Annotated in this window: 15 protein-coding genes; 5 read left to right on the top strand and 10 right to left on the bottom strand. The window is 60.8% G+C overall.

Annotation, left to right across the window (positions count from 1 at the left end):
• Positions 1-16 precede the first annotated feature (16 nt).
• The 4 genes from HX807_RS26810 to HX807_RS26795 form a co-directional block, all read right to left on the bottom strand.
• Positions 17-1,441, bottom strand: a complete 1,425-nt coding sequence (locus HX807_RS26810; protein ID WP_134325785.1) for a pyridoxal-dependent decarboxylase — start codon at positions 1,439-1,441, stop codon at positions 17-19.
• A gap of 34 nt (positions 1,442-1,475) precedes the next feature.
• Positions 1,476-2,333, bottom strand: a complete 858-nt coding sequence (locus tag HX807_RS26805; protein WP_102368166.1) for a 2OG-Fe(II) oxygenase — start codon at positions 2,331-2,333, stop codon at positions 1,476-1,478.
• A gap of 244 nt (positions 2,334-2,577) precedes the next feature.
• Positions 2,578-4,995, bottom strand: a complete 2,418-nt coding sequence (locus HX807_RS26800; protein ID WP_177051602.1) for a glucose/quinate/shikimate family membrane-bound PQQ-dependent dehydrogenase — start codon at positions 4,993-4,995, stop codon at positions 2,578-2,580.
• A gap of 113 nt (positions 4,996-5,108) precedes the next feature.
• Positions 5,109-6,446 carry a carbohydrate porin gene (locus HX807_RS26795; protein WP_102605931.1) on the bottom strand — a complete coding sequence of 446 codons (1,338 nt, stop codon included), beginning with the start codon at positions 6,444-6,446 and terminating at the stop codon, positions 5,109-5,111.
• A gap of 294 nt (positions 6,447-6,740) precedes the next feature.
• Here HX807_RS26795 and HX807_RS26790 point away from each other — a divergent pair, with 294 nt between their 5' ends.
• Both HX807_RS26790 and HX807_RS26785 read left to right on the top strand, forming a co-directional pair.
• The gene (locus HX807_RS26790; RefSeq protein WP_003210383.1) at positions 6,741-6,998 is read left to right on the top strand and encodes a hypothetical protein; all 258 of its coding nucleotides are present in this window, start codon (positions 6,741-6,743) and stop codon (positions 6,996-6,998) included.
• 1 nt (position 6,999) lies between these two features.
• Positions 7,000-7,383, top strand: a complete 384-nt coding sequence (locus tag HX807_RS26785; RefSeq protein WP_003210382.1) for a DUF1640 domain-containing protein — start codon at positions 7,000-7,002, stop codon at positions 7,381-7,383.
• A 44-nt stretch (positions 7,384-7,427) separates the two neighbouring features.
• Here the strand turns inward: HX807_RS26785 and HX807_RS26780 are convergent, their stop codons facing one another.
• On the bottom strand, positions 7,428-8,678 hold the full coding sequence (locus HX807_RS26780) for an aspartate aminotransferase family protein (protein WP_177051600.1): 1,251 nt from the start codon (positions 8,676-8,678) through the stop codon (positions 7,428-7,430).
• 106 nt (positions 8,679-8,784) lie between these two features.
• Entirely contained in the window at positions 8,785-9,681 is an 897-nt protein-coding gene (locus HX807_RS26775) for a LysR substrate-binding domain-containing protein (protein WP_003210377.1), read from the bottom strand.
• Between the two features lie 144 nt (positions 9,682-9,825).
• On the opposite strand from HX807_RS26775, the gene HX807_RS26770 reads away from it, so the two are divergent.
• Positions 9,826-10,854 carry an amino acid ABC transporter substrate-binding protein gene (locus tag HX807_RS26770; RefSeq protein WP_008438485.1) on the top strand — a complete coding sequence of 343 codons (1,029 nt, stop codon included), beginning with the start codon at positions 9,826-9,828 and terminating at the stop codon, positions 10,852-10,854.
• A gap of 4 nt (positions 10,855-10,858) precedes the next feature.
• On the opposite strand, the gene HX807_RS26765 is transcribed toward HX807_RS26770, so the two are convergent.
• The 4 genes from HX807_RS26765 to HX807_RS26750 form a co-directional block, all read right to left on the bottom strand.
• Positions 10,859-11,872, bottom strand: coding sequence for a diguanylate cyclase (locus HX807_RS26765; RefSeq protein ID WP_023659140.1), 1,014 nt, complete (start codon positions 11,870-11,872; stop codon positions 10,859-10,861).
• Positions 11,873-12,009: 137 nt separating this feature from the next.
• Positions 12,010-13,929 carry an alkaline phosphatase D family protein gene (locus HX807_RS26760; RefSeq protein WP_177051598.1) on the bottom strand — a complete coding sequence of 640 codons (1,920 nt, stop codon included), beginning with the start codon at positions 13,927-13,929 and terminating at the stop codon, positions 12,010-12,012.
• Positions 13,930-14,066: 137 nt separating this feature from the next.
• Positions 14,067-14,312 carry a hypothetical protein gene (locus HX807_RS26755; RefSeq protein WP_003210371.1) on the bottom strand — a complete coding sequence of 82 codons (246 nt, stop codon included), beginning with the start codon at positions 14,310-14,312 and terminating at the stop codon, positions 14,067-14,069.
• The gene (locus tag HX807_RS26750) at positions 14,302-15,090 is read right to left on the bottom strand and encodes a VacJ family lipoprotein (RefSeq protein WP_003210369.1); all 789 of its coding nucleotides are present in this window, start codon (positions 15,088-15,090) and stop codon (positions 14,302-14,304) included. Before HX807_RS26750 ends, HX807_RS26755 begins: the two co-directional genes overlap by 11 nt.
• A 164-nt stretch (positions 15,091-15,254) precedes the next feature.
• On the opposite strand from HX807_RS26750, the gene HX807_RS26745 reads away from it, so the two are divergent.
• Both HX807_RS26745 and HX807_RS26740 read left to right on the top strand, forming a co-directional pair.
• Positions 15,255-15,965, top strand: coding sequence for a response regulator (locus HX807_RS26745; RefSeq protein ID WP_023659139.1), 711 nt, complete (start codon positions 15,255-15,257; stop codon positions 15,963-15,965).
• Positions 15,962-17,281 carry an ATP-binding protein gene (locus HX807_RS26740; protein WP_134325790.1) on the top strand — a complete coding sequence of 440 codons (1,320 nt, stop codon included), beginning with the start codon at positions 15,962-15,964 and terminating at the stop codon, positions 17,279-17,281. The genes HX807_RS26745 and HX807_RS26740 overlap by 4 nt, the downstream gene beginning before the upstream one ends.
• The last annotated feature ends 238 nt before the right edge of the window (positions 17,282-17,519 follow it).

The following is a 17,519-nucleotide window of genomic DNA, read 5'->3' as shown; positions in this document are numbered from 1 at the left end:
CACCGACGCCGGTCTTTCAGTGTTCCACCGTTGCATCGACCAGGCTTTGCAACCGTTCCCACAAGCCTTCGACGTGGTGGCGCTCCGTCCCCAGCGCGCCAATGGACACGCGTACCATCCAGCGCTCGTCGAGCACGGCGGGGGTGACGTAGGCGCTGCCTGAATGGTTGAGCTTTTCCGCCCAGGCCCGGGTGTAGTTATCCAGCGCCTCACCATCAAGGCCTGGTGGCTCGTGGCGAATGCACAAGGTTTGCAGGGTGACGGCGGCTACCAGTTTCCAGTGTTTGCTGCCTTCAATCTGTTCTGCCAGCCAGCGGGCATTCGCCAGGTCACGCCGCAGCCGTGCCTGCAGGCCGCTGACGCCTTGCTCGCGGATCAGGAACCACAGCTTCAGCGCGCGGAACCGGCTGCCCAGGGAGATCCGCCAGTCGCGGTAGTTCCTGACCTGGCCGTCAGCCTTGGACTGTAGATAGCTGGGGTTGGTGGTCATGATGCGAATCAAGTGCTCGGGGTCGCGTACAAAGTACACCGAGCAATCAAACGCCGCCCCCAGCCATTTGTGAGGGTTGAGGACCAGCGAGTCGGCGTTCTCGATGCCGTGCCACAGCGCGCGGCATTCCGGGAGGATCATCGCGGCCCCGGCCATGGCTGAGTCGACATGCAACCACAGGCCGTGGCGTTGCGTCAGGGCGCCGATGGCTTCCAGGGGGTCGATGGCCATGGCTGCCGTTGTGCCGGTGGTCGCAATCACCACACAGGGTCTGTTCCCGGCAGCCAGGTCTTGTTCGATTGCCCGCTCCAATGCGTGCGGTGACATTGCATTGTGTTCGTCGGTTGCCACGGTACGGATATTGTTCTGGCCGAACCCCGCCAGGATCGCGGCCTTGTTCACTGAACTATGGGCGTGGGCCGAGGTGTAGACGATCAAGGGGGCGCCGCTGTTTTGCAGGCCATCGTGCATCAGCGCGTAGTTGGAGCTGCGTTCGCGGGCGCTGATCAGCGCCACCAGGGTGGAGGTCGAGGCCGAGTCCTGGATCACTCCGCTCCAGTTGGCGCTCAGGCCGATCATGTCGCGCAGCCAATCGGTGGTGACTTCCTCGATTTCGGTCAGGGCCGGGCTCGATTGCCACGACAATCCCACCACGCCCAGGCCGGTACTCAAGCAATCGCCGAGGACGGAGGACAGTTCCACATTCGACGGGAAGAACCCGAAGAAACTTGGATGCTGCCAATGCAACAGACCGGGCATGATCAGTGTTTCGACGTCGCCCATGATCTGTTCGAACGGTTCGGCTGTCTCAGGCGGGCTGGCCGGCAATGCGGACCTGATTTCTCCCGGGGCCGTGGTGGGTTGCACACCGCGTTGCTCGATGTTTTGTCGATAGTCTGCAATCAGGTCGATCATGGCGTGGCCATGTCGGCGGAATTCTTCAGGTGTCATATCAGGGTGTCCGTCAGGAAGAGAAATAAAGGCGTTAGCACCAGAAGTAAAACGGCTGGCCAGTGGTATAGCCGATAAACGACTGGATGCTGATGCGCTTGCCTGAATCGAAACCGCAAATGGCATGGGGACGGCGAGTATTGATAATCACCAGTTCGTTTTTCTGCGGCTGGATGCGCAGCGGTTTTTGCAAACGATCTTCGGGCAGTTCCGCCCCTTCGAAACGGATGACCTCGTCGTAGGTAAACGCCTCGGTATCCCAAATGACCAGTTCACCTCCGGAAGGGGGTACTTCGAGGTAAATATTCGCGCTGAATTGATGTTCCAGTTCGGCAATCGACAAGGGCAGGCAATCGACATGGGGGACTGTTTCGGAGAGGTGGGCTGTCTCCGGGAACATGGCGCGGATAATGCCGCAGAACATCGGCTGGCCCTGGAACGCCGCGGTTGTCGCACCTTCTGGCCACACCTGCCGGATATGCTCCATCAGTAGATGGATGGGTGGTTTGCGCGGGGCACAGAGGTCATCGATCACGCAGCGCATGTGGGTGGCGTCTGCGTAGTATTTCTGCTGCGAATAGCTGTCTGCGGCCTTGCCGTAGGTGGAGTTGAACGGTGTTCCCCAGCGATGGACACCATAGAAATGCTGGACAACTTTTCCGTGCTCATAGGTCTCGTGGTTATATTCCTGGAGCGTCGCCGTTTCGTTGATATGTTTATTTAGTACTTCGCTGGTTTGTTCATTCGCGTAGTCAGGTACCCGGATGGCAAGTATTTCTCCGCGAATAAGTTTTTCCAGGCTGAGTGTGTCGAGTTGCTCAAGCGCCAGGATCCCGGGCGCCTGGCTATGCGGGACTGCAGGTATTGATTCAACGCTGTTGAGGTCCGTCATGATGAAAACTCCATGTTAGTTACAGCACGTCATATAGATAACGTTTGTTTGGCTGGGGATTTACTGGCGACAGTGAGCGTCGGATGGCGCAGGGCCAAAGTTGAGGGAAAGACTTTTGGGGAGGTATAGGACTTTTCCGAGTAAACTTTTAAATACATCGGCGCTATCGGATCGCTTTATTTCACGCATAAAAAAAGGCGGCTACCCACTTAGGTAGCCGCCTTTTTCTTACTGCCGGTTTTGCTTAATCCGGCAGTTTGAACGCCATCACATAGTCACCCTGCTTGGTGCCCAGGGAACCATGACCGCCGGCCATGACCAGCACGTACTGCTTGCCGTCCTTGCCGGTGTAGGTCATTGGTGTGGTTTGCGCGCCTGCTGGCAGGCGGCCTTCCCACAACTGCTTGCCGTTTTTCACGTCATAGGCACGCAGGTACTGGTCAAGGGTACCGCTGAGGAAGGACACGCCACCGGCGGTGGTGAAAGTCCCGCCCAGGCTTGGCACGCCCATGGTCAGTGGAATCGGAACCGGCGAGCTGTCACGCACGGTGCCGTTCTTGTGCATCCAGATGGTCTGGTGGTTGGTCAGGTCGACCGCGGCCACATAACCCCACGCCGGCGCCTGGCACGGCAGGCCCAGTGGCGACAGCATGGCTTCGAGGATCACACCGTATGGCGCGCCTTTGTTCGGCTGCACGCCTTCGGTTTCGCTGACACGCGGACCTTGCTTGGCAATGTCGGCGGCCGGGATCAGTTTCGATTTGAACGCCATGTAGCTTGGGTTCACGAACGCGATCTGGCGAACCGGGTCGACGGAAATGCCACCCCAGTCGAACACGCCGAAGTTACCTGGGTAAACGATCGAGCCCTTTAGCGACGGCGGGGTGAACGGACCGTCGTAGCGCATGGATTTGAAGTCAATCCGGCACAGCATTTGGTCGAACGGCGTCACGCCCCACATGTCACGCTCCTTGAGGGGCGGTGGCATGAAGTTCAGGTCGGACTTCGGTTGGGTCGGTGCGGTGTGATCGCCTGCCACTGCGCCTTGCGGTACAGGGATTTCATTGATCGGCACTACAGGCTGACCGTTCGAGCGGTCGATCACGTAGATGCTGCCTTGCTTGGTCGACGCCATCACCGCTTGCTTCACGCCGTCAGCGGTCTTGATGTCGATCAGCGAAGGCTGGCCGCCCACGTCCATGTCCCACAGGTCATGGTGAGTGAACTGGAAGGTCCACTTCACGTGGCCGCTGTCGATGTCCAGGGCAGTCAGGCCGGCGCTGTACTTCTCGGAGTCCGGAGTCCGGTCGCCGCCGTACTGGTCGGGCATCTGGTTACCCATCGGCAGGTAGAGCATGCCGAGTTTTTCGTCCACCGCGAACATCGACCACATGTTTGGCGAGTTGCGGGTGTAAGTCTTGCCCTCGGCCAACGGGGTGGTGTCGTCCGGGTTGCCGCTGTCCCAATTCCACACCAGCTTGCCGGTGTGCACGTCGAACGCACGGATCACGCCGCTAGGCTCGTCGGTGGAGACGTTGTCGGTCACGTGACCGCCGATTACCACCAGGTTCTTGGTGACGGCCGGTGGCGAGGTGGAGTAGTAACCGCCCGGGGCGAAGGTGCCGATGTTGGCACGCAAGTCGATCTGGCCTTTGTCACCGAAGTCTTCGCACATCTTGCCGGTGTCGGCGTTCAGGGCGATCAGACGGGTGTCGGCGGTAGGGACGAAGATGCGTTTCGGGCAGGCATTCGGCGCGGCGGCCGGGCTGGCGCTGCCAGTCGGGCTCTGTTCCGAGGCATACACGGCATCATCGTGATACGACACGCCACGGCAGGTCATGTGCGCCCAACCCTTGAAGTTGGCAGCGCCTTCGCTGCTAATCTTCGGGTCGAAACGCCAGATTTCCTTGCCGGTGTCCGGGTCCAGGGCAATCACCTGGCTGTGGGGCGTGCACACGTAGAGCATGCCGTTGACTTTCAGCGGGGTGTTTTCCGCGGTGGTTTCACCGGGATCGCCTGGGCCAGGGATGTCGCCAGTACGGAAGGTCCAGGCTGGAACCAGCTTGTGGGCGTTTTCCGGAGTGATCTGTGCGAGTGGCGAGTAACGATCACCGAAGGCCGAACGGCCGTAGGAGTTCCAGTCACCATCAGCCTGGGCCGGCGCAGTGCTGGCCATGCCCGGTACCGCATCGCGGTCCAGCTGGCCTTTCTTGACCATGGCGCCCGGGTCGGTGAATTGGCTGGCCAATGCAGCGGCGCCGGCCAGTACGACGGCGACGCTCAGCGCGCCAGTGCCCAGCGGCGAGGCTTGGCCACGCAGCAACGGACGGCGGAACCACGGGAGCAGCATGACGATGCCGAGGGCAAACAGCAGGGCCAGGCGCGGTACCAGTTGCCACCAGTCCAGGCCGACTTCCCACAGCGCCCATACGGTGCTGGCAAACAGCACCAGTGCGTACAAGCCCAGCGCCGCACGGCGTGTAGCCAGCAGCAACAGGCCTGTGACGGTGATGCCGAGACCGGCCAGCAGGTAATACAGCGACCCGCCGAGCATGCTCAGCTTGATCCCCCCGGCCAACAAGGCCAGGCCCATTATCAGCAGCAAGATCCCCAGCAGCCTGGGCAGCAGGCGACTTGGACTTGAAGCACCATCAGTGCTCATAGTGTGGTTCTCCGTTACGTTTTGAATTGATTGCGCACAGTTCACTGTAGATGACGTTCCGGCGCAGGCTTGGTTCAGGGCTAATTCGTTTTCTTCAGAATTTACTTACAACGTCAGAATGAGCTTTGCAGCTTGATCCCGCCGATGAGCGCGTCATCCACCTGGGCCACGGCTCCGGGGTGACGGATGTATTGCAGGTTCGGGCGCACCGTCAGCCACTGGGTGACATGGATGCCGTAATAGAGCTCAGCGCTGTATTCCGTGTGTTGAATCGGCAGGTAGGATGGGTCATCGAAGTCGTATACCGCGTGGGCCTGGTTGCTTGCCTCGGCATTCTTGCGGTAGGCCGGGTTGACGTGCACCCGGGCCACGGCGAAACCGATATCGTCCTTGGCGCGGGCGTCGAACAGGCCCTTGTAGACCACGCCGGCTTGCACGTAGTTATCCACAGCGTTGGTTTTCTTGTCGTGCATCGTGCCGTTGGCGAACACGTTCAAGCCCCGAGAATGGTCGCTGGCCAGGCTGGTGACTTGCTGCTGCACCCCCAGCCACACCCCGTGCTTGCTGGAGGCGCTGCGATAGGCCTCGCCGCTGAGGGCTGCCGGCTGGTCGTTGCGGTCTTTATACACATCGCTGGCCTTGGCGCTGCTGTAGTAGTAGCCGGCGCGGTATTCTCCGGGCAGGCCGTTCAGCGTAGGCGTCCACACCAGCTCAACCGGGAGCAGGGCGCCTTGGGTGCCGCTGCCGCTGAGCTTGAAGCCATTGCCGCGATCGAGGTTGGACGGGTTCTGTTCGTAGGCGCCGACCTGGGCGTACAACTCGGGCGTCAGGTGATATTTGACCCGCAACGCCCACTGGCTCACCGGCCAGTTGTACCAGATGCTGCCAACCCAGTTACCGACCTGCGAGCCGCAGAATGCGAGGTTCTGGAAGTCGCAGGGGAAGCTGTTGAAGTCTTCACCTTCGCCAAAGCGCCCGGCCTTAATGTCGAGCTTCTGGTCGAAGAATTTCTGCTGGTACCACATCTGCGTCAGGCGCCAGGTCTGGCCACGGCCCCAGACTTCCTGGGACGAGGTAAAACCGCCCACACGCGGATCGTTGACCCGGTCATTGGTGATGTTGTTGCCGCTGCGCTCGGTCACCGTCAACTGGAACTCGGCGTCGTGCCAGCCGAGGATCTTCTGCAGATCCAGGTGCGTGCCCAGGCCGAATTGGTCGCTGTAGCGCGCAGTGCGGTCGTGATCCGAGCCGCCGTGCAGGTTGCTGCCCATTTCGCCGGTGTAGTCGAATTTGAAGTCGTAGCCTTGTTGAGACAGCGCTGTCCGAGTGCCGCCGAAATCACCCAGCATCCACGGTGATTCAGCGTCAAAGGCAGGTGCGGCCTGGGCACAGTTGATCAGGCCGAACGGTAACAGCGCAGCGCACAGGCGCAGGTTTGGGAAAGCAGGCATAGGCAAAATGGGGTCTTAATATTTTATGGTTTTGAAACGCAAACAGCGGCCTGGCGCGTTCGCACAAGGGCGTTGAACACGGGCGGTCGATGGTTTGGTGGAATGATGAAACGTTTCAGTTTGTTGCTGACAAGGATAAAGCCCTGGCGCGGGGAGAGAAAGGGCTAAACGGAAGATGGATTCTTTCGGATTTGGTAATAGTGCGCTGGATCGTCGGATTTGGTAGCAATCTGTGCGTTGGTTTGTGTTTGAGGGCGTGGTTATCTGCGTCACCAAAACAGATGGGGGGTCGACATGGAAGGCGACGACAACGTGGGTGAGGCAAAGGCCGTAACAGCCGGGGAATTAGTCATTATTCTCGGTCAGTATCACAGTGCAATTGCTAGGCTCGGCTCCGGCATCATTAGCTTGTCCGGTGCGCTCAAACATAGTGAAGACGTGGATGTAAAACAGGCGGCAGATGAAGCATGGGTGAAGCTGAATGAGTTTATCGACTGCATGGAAGGTGTAGCTGATGGACTGAATGCTTTGACCCAAAAGAAGGAGGCCTGAAATGGCGAATGACCTCAAGGATAATGTGAGCTATCTTCGCCAGGAGTACCGTCAAGGTTCGTCATCAGGCTACGACCGCAAAGGTGGCGCAGGCGGTGGGGGCAACGGAGGAGAAAACGATTTGGAAAAGCGTATTTCACAAGTTGAGGCAAGATTGGAGCGCGTCGAGACGAAGCTGGATGGCATGCAGGAGCACATGGCCACCAAGTCCGATCTGATGCAGACCAAAATCGACCTGCTCGAAGCAACCTCCAGGTTGGATCTCTCAATCGCCAATTTCAGAACGGATATGCAATCGTTGGAAACCCGACTGCTGAAATGGTTTGTCGGAACAGCTGGCGCCTTGTCTGCCATCGCCTTTGGCGTCGCCCGACTCGTCCACTGACGTTTTCCGTTCGAAGCCCGGCTTCCCGCCGGGCTTTCTGGTTTTTAAGCCAACTTCGCCAAACACTCTTCAAGAATATCCAGCCCTTCCTCCAGCACCGCCGCTTCAATCGTCAACGGCGCCAGCAGGCGGATGATATGCCGCGATTTGCCGCTGGGCATCAGCAACAAACCCGCCTCGCGGGCCAGTGCCAGCAGCTGGGCCAGTTGTTGTGGCGCCGGGCTGCCGTCGGCGTTGGCCAGTTCGATGCCACGCATGGCGCCCACGCCGGTCAAGCGGCCGAGGTAGGGGGAGAGCCTTTTCGAACACCATGATTCATAGCGACTGACGATCGCTTCTTCCTGCTGCGTGCCCCAACCTTGCAGGTGCTCGTCCGTCATTTCATCCAGGGTGGCCAAGGCCGCCGCGCAGGCAATCGGGTTACCGGAGTAGGTGCCGCCGAGGCCGCCTTTGGGCAGGTTGTCGAGCAATGTCTTGCGACCCACCACCGCACCCAACGGCACACCGCCGGCGATGCTTTTGCCCAGCAGGATCAGGTCCGGTTCGATGCCCAGGCGTGAGAAGGCGAAGCGCTGGCCGGTGCGGCCGAAGCCGGACTGGATTTCATCGGCAATCAACAGGATGTTTTTCTCATCGCAGAAGCGTCGCAGGGCCTGGGCAAATTCCACGTCCAGCGCCAGGAAACCACCTTCGCCCTGCACGGGTTCGATGATGAAACAGGCCACGTCGTCGACGTCGATTTCCACGCTGAACAGGCGGTCCATCGCCTTGAGTGCTTCGCCGCAGGTCACGCCGTTGTCGCGGCTGGGGTAGGGCAGGTGGAACACCGGCCCCGGCAATACGCCGACTTTTTGCTTGTAGGGCGCGACCTTGCCGTTGAGATTGAGCGTCGCCAGCGTGCGCCCATGAAACGCACCGTCAAAGGCGATGACGGCGGTGCGGCCAGTGGCGCCGCGGACAATTTTCAGGGCGTTTTCCGCCGCTTCCGCACCACTGTTGGTGAGCATGCCACTGACCGGGTAATCCACCGGGATGAATGCGGTAAGACGGTCCATCAGTTCGATGTAGGGCGCGTGAGGCGCAGCATTGAAGGCGTAGTGGGTGAGCCTGGTGGCCTGGTCGCGGATCGCCTTCACCACACGCGGGTGGCAGTGGCCCAGGTTGAGCACGCCGATGCCGCCGACGAAATCGATGAAGCGCTTGCCGGTGGTGTCCCAGACTTCGGCGTTCCGGCCATGGCTGAGACTGATGGGGTGGACGATGGAAATCGACTGGCTGATGGTTTCGCGGCTCATGGATCCGGGACTCAAGAATAGGATGCGTCCTTTTATCTAAGCCGTGAGCCGCCTTGCCCCGCAAACGAAATAAAGTCGCCGGGTCATTATTAAAAGTCGGGATGTGCTATGGCGAGGGAGCAAGCTCCCTCGCCACATCCACCATCCAGTTCAGGAACGCCTTCACTTTCGGGATCTCCCCGGCATGTTCGGCATGGGCGATAAAGTGCGCGCCGGCACTCGGCATTCTGTAATCCCAGGGGATCATCAGGCTGGCGTTCGCCAATTCCTCGGCCACCAGATACTGCGGCACCAACGCCACGCCGTACCCCGATTGCGCGGCGCGGATGCACATGTAGAACGTGTCGAAACGCGGCCCGTGGTAGCTGTTTTGCGAGTGCAGGCCCTGTTCCAGAAACCACTCGTGCCAGGCTTCCGGGCGCGAGGTGCATTGCAGCAAGGTGTGGCGGGACGAGGCGTCGCTGCCAGCGGCAACAAACCCGGGGGCACAGACCGGCACCACGGCTTCGCGAAACAACTCGATGCAAGTTGCCCCCGGCCACGCTCCCTGGCCGAAGAAAAACGCGATATCCGCCTTGGCCTGCAACACGTCGAACGGCTCCAGTTCGTTGCGCACGTCCAGATGGATATTGGGATGGCGCGCGGCAAAATCCTTGAGCTTGGGCACCAGCCAGCGGTCACCGAAGGTCGGCTGGGTGGCGATGCGCAGCACTTCGGTCTCGCCACCGTAGGTGAGGATGTAGCGGCTGGAAATATCCACCTGGTTGAGGATCTTGCGTACTTCCTCCAGGTACAGCGAGCCCGCCGGCGACAGGTACAAGCGCTGGCGCACCCGCTGGAACAGCGGGTGGCAGAGCATCTCTTCGAGCTGTGCCACCTGCTTGCTCACCGCGCTCTGGGTCAGGTGCAGTTCTTCGGCCGCGCGGGTGAAACTCAGGTGGCGGGCGGCGGCTTCGAAGCACTGCAGGGCGGTCATCGAAGGGGTCAAGCGTTTCGAGATCATGAGAAGTTCATTCCAAATCGGAAGGAGCCTTTGCCTAAACGTCGTTTGTGGCCAAGGTGTAAAGCCGTTGATACTGACCGGCAACACTATAAACGGCGCGGGTTTGTGGCGCCGAATAATAAAGACCGACAGGGAGCGCCTTGCATGAAGCACATGAAATCCACGTTGGCGGCATTCACCGCCGCAGCACTATTGGGGCTGGCCGCAAGCGCACACGCGGGGGCGACCCTGGATGCGATCCAGAAGAAGGGTTTTATCCAGTGTGGGGTCAGTGATGGGTTACCGGGTTTTGGCGTGCCGGACGCCAACGGCAAGATGACCGGCATTGATGTGGACGTGTGCCACGCCGTCGCCGCAGCACTCTTTGGTGACGCGTCGAAAGTGAAGTTCAGCCAGTTGACCGCCAAGGAGCGTTTCACTGCGTTGCAATCCGGCGAGATCGACCTGATTTCCCGCAACACCACCTGGACCAGTTCCCGTGACGCGGGCATGGGCATGGTGTTCACCGGCGTGACCTACTACGACGGCATCGGGTTCCTGGTGAACACCAAGCTCGGTGTGAAGAGCGCCAAGGACCTGGACGGCGCGACCATCTGCATCCAGGCCGGCACCACCACCGAGCTGAACGTCTCGGATTACTTCCGCGCCAACGGCCTGAAGTACACGCCGATTACCTTCGACACTGCTGACGAAAGTGCCAAGGGCCTCGAAGCGGGCCGCTGCGACGTGCTCACCACCGACCAGTCGGGGCTGTACGCCCAGCGGATCAAGATGGCTCACCCGGATGAGTTCGTGGTGTTGCCGGAAGTGATTTCCAAGGAGCCATTGGGCCCGCTGGTGCGCAAGGGCGACGACGAGTGGTTCAGCATCGTCAAGTGGACGTTGTTCGCCATGCTCAATGCCGAGGAAATGGGCATCACTTCGCAGAACGTTGAAGAGCAAGCCAAGTCCAGCAAGAACCCGGACGTCGCCCGTTTGCTCGGCGCAGACGGTGACTACGGCAAGGACCTGAAACTGCGCAAGGACTGGGTCGTGCAGATCGTCAAGCAAGTGGGCAACTACAGCGAGGTGTTCGAGCGCAACATCGGCCAGGGCAGCGTGCTGAAGATCAAGCGCGGCCTTAATGCCCTATGGAGCAACGGCGGGATCCAGTACGCGCCGCCGGTTCGCTGAGGTTTCACGAAGAAACCGTGTCCTTGCCCGCCGCCTTGGAGCGATACAACGCCTGATCGGCCCTGGCCATCAGGCAGGCGGGTGACTCATCGTTGCGTCGCTCTACCACGCCGAGGCTCAACGTCACCTTGAAGCTGCCCACGGCGGGCAAGTCCTTGAGCGCACAGCGCATCCGCTCGGCCAATTCCCGCGCGGTCTCCAACGTGCTTTTGGGCACGATGACCATGAATTCATCGCCGCCCCAGCGGGCCAGCAAGTCGCCGTGGCGAATGCAGGCCTCCAGGCATTCCACCACGCGCACCAGGGTTTCATCGCCTACGGCATGGCCGTGCTGATCGTTGATGGGCTTGAAGTCGTCAATGTCCATGGCGATCAGCGACAGCGGCAGGCGAAACCGTTGGGCGCGAGCGCACTCTTCCAGCAGGACGCGTTCAAGGCGGTAACGATTGGCCACGCGAGTCAAGGCGTCGCGTTCGGCCAGGGAGCGATTCTCGTCCAGTTGCAACTGCAGTTGTTGATTGACCCGCGACAGCTCGCGGGTGCGCTCGGCCACCAGGGCTTCAAGGGATTGATTGCGGCGCTCCAGCTGTTCGATGGACTGTTTGCGCGCCTGGATACTGCGGTGGGCGCCGACCATGCGTGCCACCGAGCCGTCGTCGTTACGTGCGATCACGTAGCCGCGGTCTTCGATCCACAGGTAGGAGCCGTCTTTCTTGCGGCAGCGGTATTCGGCTTGATAGTGAGTGGTGCGGCGGTTGATGTAGTTATCAAACAGCACCATCACTTGGGGATAGTCATCGGGATGAATCACGTTTTCCCAGGTGAATACGCTGTTTTCCAGGGAGTGATGGGCATAGCCGAGCATTTCGTACCAGCCGGGGTTGCGGTAGACGAACCCGGTGTTGGCGTTCCAGTCCCAGATCCCGTCGCTGACCAGCTCCATGATGGCATGCAGCATGTCGGCGTTAAGGTCGCAAAAGTCCTTCCTTGACGGTTCGCTGCCGGATGTATCGTCCATTGCGCACTCCCTGCGTGGACTGGCTCCTGGGGCCAGCCAAAATTGATGCCGATACTCCGTGGCTGGCGGTACTGTACAACGGCGCCTTGGCGCTTAGAAGGGGGTCTTTGGTCTAGTGAGAGTGTGGCTAAAAGCCACTACTTGCTTGGGTTCAGCTTCTGATCAGGCGCCGCCATCCTGGTCCTGGGCGCCCCATTGGCATTGTGCTGATAAATCGCCTCAGGCTGCCCCTGCCGGTTAAAAAACACCTGCCCGATCCCGGCAGAATTCCAGAGCCGTTCGCCCGCTTCAGCGTGTTCCGGAATATGCGGCACTACCTGCATGAGTCGGCGACGGGTGAACCAGTTCAGCGGTGAGCGCGGTGAGTAGAGCCATCGATTGAGACGGTCGAACCATTCCAGCAAGCGCGGCGGGAATTCGTTCTTGATGCCGCTGCTGGTGATCTGCCAGATTTTTGGACCGGCATTGCGGTGGCGAATCAGCACTTCATAGACGAACGAGTAGTGCACGTCTCCCGAGAGGATCACGTAGTTGCCCGGTGTGCGGGAGTGACGAAAGATGTTGAGGATCACCTGTGCTGCGCCGCGGTGGGCCATCCAGTTTTCCGCGTCCACCAGCAGCGGGTAGCCGCACCAGCTGAAGGCCTTCTGCACGGTTTCGATCAGCTTGACGCCGAAGATCGGCGCCGGTGAAACGATTATCGCGCAAGGGTGATCCAGCAGCTCCTGTTGCAGTTCGCTCAGTGCTTCCCAGTCCAGCAGGCCGGAGGGTTGCTTGAGGTTGAACTCGCTGCGCCAGCGCCGGGTACGGGTGTCGAGCACTACCAGTGCGGGGGTGGTGGGCAGCACGTAATGCCATTGCTGGAACTTCAGCAGGTCATCCACCAGCCCATCTTGAGCGTCAGGCTGCAGGTAGTTGTCGTGGGCCTGTGTGGTGAGCGCCAGGGTTTTGCCGATCACCGTATCGAACGCATCCGGGTTATTGCCCCAGCCCTGGCACAGCATATAGGCCAGCAGTGCGTTGCCGATGATGCGCTTGGAGAACGGATGCCCGTAAGCGGTTTCTTCCCATTGGGCGCTGAGGTTCCAGTCGTCGGTGATGTCGTGATCATCGAAGATCATCAGGCAGGAGAGGTGGGCGAACACCCTGGCCACGCCACCCAGGCCGTCACGGAACGTGTCGATCTGCACTTGCTCGTGCCCATAGCGTACGTGCCCTTCGGCGCGCAGTTGCGGCGCTTGCGGTGTGATCAGCTGCCACGGTACGGGCGACCACGCCAGCAGGTACATCGCCATGACTTCGGCAAAAGTCACCAGGTGGTTGTCGGCGCTGCTGCTGGTGAAAATAGGCTTCTTCACCCCGCCAAAAAAACGCTCGCGCAGGGTCTCGTTGCTCTTCAGGGCGGGCAACAGGTCGGCTCGATGGTAGTAGCTGGCGGCATGCTCATAAAGCGCGGCGCTGTTGTCGACGACGGCACCGTCGAGGTGTTCGTCGAACAGGCCGAGGCGCGTGATCAGCGCATGAATGGCCCGCAGCATCGGCCCCGCGACATCGTCGGCGTAGACCTGGTCGCCACTCATCATCAACAAGGCCGGGCGTTCCTCCAGGGTGTTCGATGCGGCCAGCAGCCGGTCGACACACAGCAAACCGTCGGCTGCGCTGTGATGGGGCTTGCGGCAGGAACCGTGGACCAATTGGTGGATGCGGCTGTGCAGGACGAAATGCGGGCCTTGTGCGCCCGGGTAGAGCAGGTGCGGCGCCCATTCGGCGATACCGGCACGGTTTACCAGCAGGTCGTAGCCTATGCTCACGTCCTGGGGCAGGGCTTCCGCCAGCGGTACGTCGATCAGGTGGATAAAGGCCTGGCGCCCGACGGGCACCACCTTGCATTGGCTGGCGTCCAACTCGATATCGAGCGCCGCGCCTTGGGCGACTTGCAGCCTCAGGGTCAATGCCAGGGGACGACTTCCCACCAGCCACATCACCAGGCGCCGCGGTTCCAGGCGTCGCAGCAACGGGCCGGCGAGTACAGCGGGAAGTGTGTCGGGGTGAGGCATCAAGGCAACGGCTCTGGGCAAGGTTGGGCCGAAAAGGTAACGCATTGAATGTCAGCGTTTTGTTAAGGCGCGATACCCGGGCGAGCCGCAAATTACCCGGCGCCCACTGGCCCGGGCTATAAACCTTTCATCTCAAATCATGACTGCGTGGCGCAGGTCTCGCCTTCGGCAATCATCCAGCGCAGCACTTCGGCCAGGGCCACACTGTGCTGGCGCTCGACCCAGCGCACACCCTGCGGGCTGTACCGTTCGACATAGCGGCTCAGCACCAGGCGGCCCTGCTCCGACGACAGGCTCAGGCGGGTCTCCCGGCAGAGCAGGGCGCTGGTCCCGCGTTTACGAACCTGACGTTGCAGGACCAGTGAGCTTGATTCAGAAATCATCGCCGGCTCCCTGTGCACAATTATCGGCCTGAGGCGACGTCGCCCCCTGCTTGCCCTCCAGCACAAAGGCCGCGCGGTGTTCGGCCACCACGTTACGCAAGGCACTGTAGTAGTCCGGCAGCTTTTGCAGGCTGTCGGTCAGCGGCAGCAACGAGGCGCGCGTGTCCACTGTGCCACCCACCAGGCTGATGGTGCCCAGGGTTTGCACAGTATCGCTGTCGCCCAGCGGCGCCACCAGGAAGTTCAGGACCTTGCCCGCCGCATCGCGGCTGTTGCCGGTGCCCAGCAACGGCAGTTCGACAATCGGCCCGTTGCCAATCCCCCACACGCCAAAGGTCTGGCCGAAGTCGGCGGTGTGGCGAGGGATGCCCAGCGGGTCCGAGACATCAATCAAGCCGACGATCCCCACGGTGGTGTTCACCGCAAAACGTCCCAGGGTGTTGATCGAGCGCCGTGGGTTGCCTTGCAGCAGGTCGTTGATGAAGACCTTGGGCTCGCTGAAGTTGCTGGCGAAGTTATGCACACCCTGCTGGAAAAACTCCGGCATGTATCGGTAGCCTCGGGCTACAGGCGCCAGGGCGTAGTCATCCACCGCGCGGTTGAAGGCGAACACGCCCCGGTTGACTGGTTCGGCGGGGTCATACACCGGGTAGGAAACCTGTGCGCAGCGTGTGGTACTCGTTACGTTGGCCGGGCTCGCGCAGCCTGTGAGGTAAGACACAGTCAGCAACAACACCGCCTGGCGAGCCAGGTGCTGGGGGTACGTCAGTGAGCGCATGGGGTCAGTCTCCGGGAAAAGGAAGCCGATGCTGGCAGCCGCAGCTTGCGCAAAGATGTCTGCTTTATTGCGCCGTTGACGCTTTATTGCACGATTGAAATATATGACGGGCCGCGTCGAATGGTTTTAGATGGTGCATCGACAAGACCAAGTGATGCCCATCGGTGAGCCATCTTTTAATCGTGGACGATGACCTCGAGGTCCTCGCCCTGCTGAAGAAATTCTTCCTGCAACATGGCTACACGGTCGAGACCGCCGCCAATGGCGCCGAGCTGTGGGCGGCCATGGAGCGTACACCTGCCGACCTGATCATCCTCGACCTGATGCTGCCGGGGGATAACGGCCTGTTGCTGTGCCAGCGCCTGCGCCAGCAATACGCAACACCGGTGATCATGCTGACCGCCATGGGCGAACTGAGTGATCGCGTGGTGGGCCTGGAAATGGGCGCCGATGATTACCTGAGCAAACCTTTCGATGCCCGTGAATTACTTGCCCGGGTGCGCGCCGTACTGCGTCGGGCGGGTGAAAACCGGCCGACGTTGGGCGACGTGTCGCGCCCGCTGATTCGTTTCGCCGGCTGGCAACTGGACCTGACGCGCCGTGAGTTGCGCTCGCCGGACCAGGTGATGATCCCGTTGTCGTCCGGGGAGTTCGACCTGCTGCTGGTGTTCGTCGAACACCCGCAGCGCGTGCTCACCCGCGAGCAATTGCTGAACCTGGCGCGGGGCCATAGCCACGACGCGTTCGACCGCAGCATCGACGTGCAGGTCAGCCGCCTGCGACGCAAGCTGGAGTTCGACACCAAGCGCCCGGCGATGATTCGTACCGTGCGCAACGGTGGTTACCAGTTCACCGTCGCGGTGACCCGCTCATGAGCCGCTTCAAACCTCGGGACACCGTGGCCCGCTGGATTGCCCTGACCATCCTGATTGCGATGCTCACAGCGCTGGCCTTCAATGCGCTGTTTGTGCAACTGGCTGGCGTTTGGGCCAGGCCGCCGTTGGGTGAAACCGGCCTGTTGGAGAAGGTCGCGGTGATCGTGCGGATGATCGAAGCGGCGGAGCCGTCCCAGCGCGCGCAACTGACTCGGGCAGTGGCCGATGACAGCTTCAATGTGAGTTGGTCGGCCACCCGCACAGGCATTGATGTGCCGGTTCTGGAAGACCCGGGGTTTCACTCCGACCAGGTGTTCAAACAGCTGCTCAAGGGGCCGGAGCGGCGAATGGAAGCCTACGAACCGTCCGACTGGCCTGGCCCCGGCGGGCGCTATGCGCTGGTGGTGCAACTGGTGGATGAATCCTGGCTGATGTTCAGCGCGCCGTCGCGCAGCTGGGGCCTGGCGGAAGGCCCGCGAAGCCTGATCGTGCTGATGCTCGTACTGATTTCCACCGCGCTGGTCACGCTGATCGCCACCCGGCGCCTGGCCCGGCCGCTGCAGTATTTCGCCCAGGGTGTGCGACGTTTCGGCGCCGACTTTCGTGCGCCGCCTATCGAGCCGGTCGGCCCCCAGGAAATCCGCCAGGCGATTCTCGCGTTCAACGGCATGCAGGCGCAGTTGCAGCACTTCATCCAGGACCGCACCCAGATGCTCGCCGCGATTTCCCATGACCTGCGTGCGCCGCTGACCCGCCTGCGCCTGCGGGGGGAATTCATCGAAGATGCCGACCAGCAGCACCGCCTGTTCCGGGATGTCGACGAGATGCAGGCGATGATCAACACCGCGCTGGAATTCTTTCGCGACGATGCGCGTCTGGAACAGGCTACCCAACTTGACCTCGCTGAGTTGCTGCAAACGGTGATTGACGATTACCGCGACCAGTCCATCGACATCACCTTCAATGGCCCGCCACGGCTGGTGTATTTCGGTCGCCCGCTGGGGCTCAAGCGAGTGATGACCAACCTGATGGACAATGCGATCCACTACGGGCGGGCGCCGGAAATCGAACTGCAACAGAGTCCGGGCGTGGTGACGATACGGGTACTGGACCGTGGCCCGGGCATCCCGCAGGAGCAGCATGAGCAGGTGTTCCTGCCGTTCTTTCGGCTGGAAGGCTCACGCAATAAAAGTACCGGCGGGGTCGGTTTGGGCCTTTCCACGGCACGGGCGATTGTCCTGGAACACGGTGGAACGCTGACGTTGGAGAATCGCCCGTGTGGCGGGTTGGCCGCCGTGGTGGTGTTGCCGGTTTAGGAAGGCTTAACGGTCAGAGCAAATTGGGTCCCAAACCGCTCAGATTACTGCTGTTCGACTGAAAACTTTGCTGGTTGGAACTGCTACGCGAGGGCTCATCGTTTGGTTTGGGGGCCGGCTGAACAGGTTGGACGGGTTGAGTGGCTTGAGGCGAATGAGTGGGTCCATTGAAGGATTGGATATGGAAAGCGCTGCCAATGATTGGAAAGGACATAGATGTTGGCTCTCATTAGAAAGG

The sequence above is a fragment of the Pseudomonas sp. D8002 genome, from assembly GCF_013385695.1.
Classification (GTDB): domain Bacteria; phylum Pseudomonadota; class Gammaproteobacteria; order Pseudomonadales; family Pseudomonadaceae; genus Aquipseudomonas.
This window is presented reverse-complemented; position numbering and strand designations above follow the sequence as displayed.

Bases quoted from the DNA above. Each gene is read 5' to 3' on its own strand.
- HX807_RS26755 (WP_003210371.1), bottom strand. From the start codon at position 14,312: ATGATTTCTGAATCAAGCTCACTGGTCCTGCAACGTCAGGTTCGTAAA.
- HX807_RS26760 (WP_177051598.1), bottom strand. From the start codon at position 13,929: ATGCCTCACCCCGACACACTTCCCGCTGTACTCGCCGGCCCGTTGCTG.
- HX807_RS26810 (WP_134325785.1), bottom strand. From the start codon at position 1,441: ATGACACCTGAAGAATTCCGCCGACATGGCCACGCCATGATCGACCTG.
- HX807_RS26805 (WP_102368166.1), bottom strand. From the start codon at position 2,333: ATGACGGACCTCAACAGCGTTGAATCAATACCTGCAGTCCCGCATAGC.
- HX807_RS26780 (WP_177051600.1), bottom strand. From the start codon at position 8,678: ATGAGCCGCGAAACCATCAGCCAGTCGATTTCCATCGTCCACCCCATC.
- HX807_RS26750 (WP_003210369.1), bottom strand. From the start codon at position 15,090: ATGCGCTCACTGACGTACCCCCAGCACCTGGCTCGCCAGGCGGTGTTG.
- HX807_RS26740 (WP_134325790.1), top strand. From the start codon at position 15,962: ATGAGCCGCTTCAAACCTCGGGACACCGTGGCCCGCTGGATTGCCCTG.
- HX807_RS26770 (WP_008438485.1), top strand. From the start codon at position 9,826: ATGAAGCACATGAAATCCACGTTGGCGGCATTCACCGCCGCAGCACTA.
- HX807_RS26795 (WP_102605931.1), bottom strand. From the start codon at position 6,446: ATGCCTGCTTTCCCAAACCTGCGCCTGTGCGCTGCGCTGTTACCGTTC.
- HX807_RS26765 (WP_023659140.1), bottom strand. From the start codon at position 11,872: ATGGACGATACATCCGGCAGCGAACCGTCAAGGAAGGACTTTTGCGAC.
- HX807_RS26800 (WP_177051602.1), bottom strand. From the start codon at position 4,995: ATGAGCACTGATGGTGCTTCAAGTCCAAGTCGCCTGCTGCCCAGGCTG.
- HX807_RS26785 (WP_003210382.1), top strand. From the start codon at position 7,000: ATGGCGAATGACCTCAAGGATAATGTGAGCTATCTTCGCCAGGAGTAC.
- HX807_RS26790 (WP_003210383.1), top strand. From the start codon at position 6,741: ATGGAAGGCGACGACAACGTGGGTGAGGCAAAGGCCGTAACAGCCGGG.
- HX807_RS26775 (WP_003210377.1), bottom strand. From the start codon at position 9,681: ATGATCTCGAAACGCTTGACCCCTTCGATGACCGCCCTGCAGTGCTTC.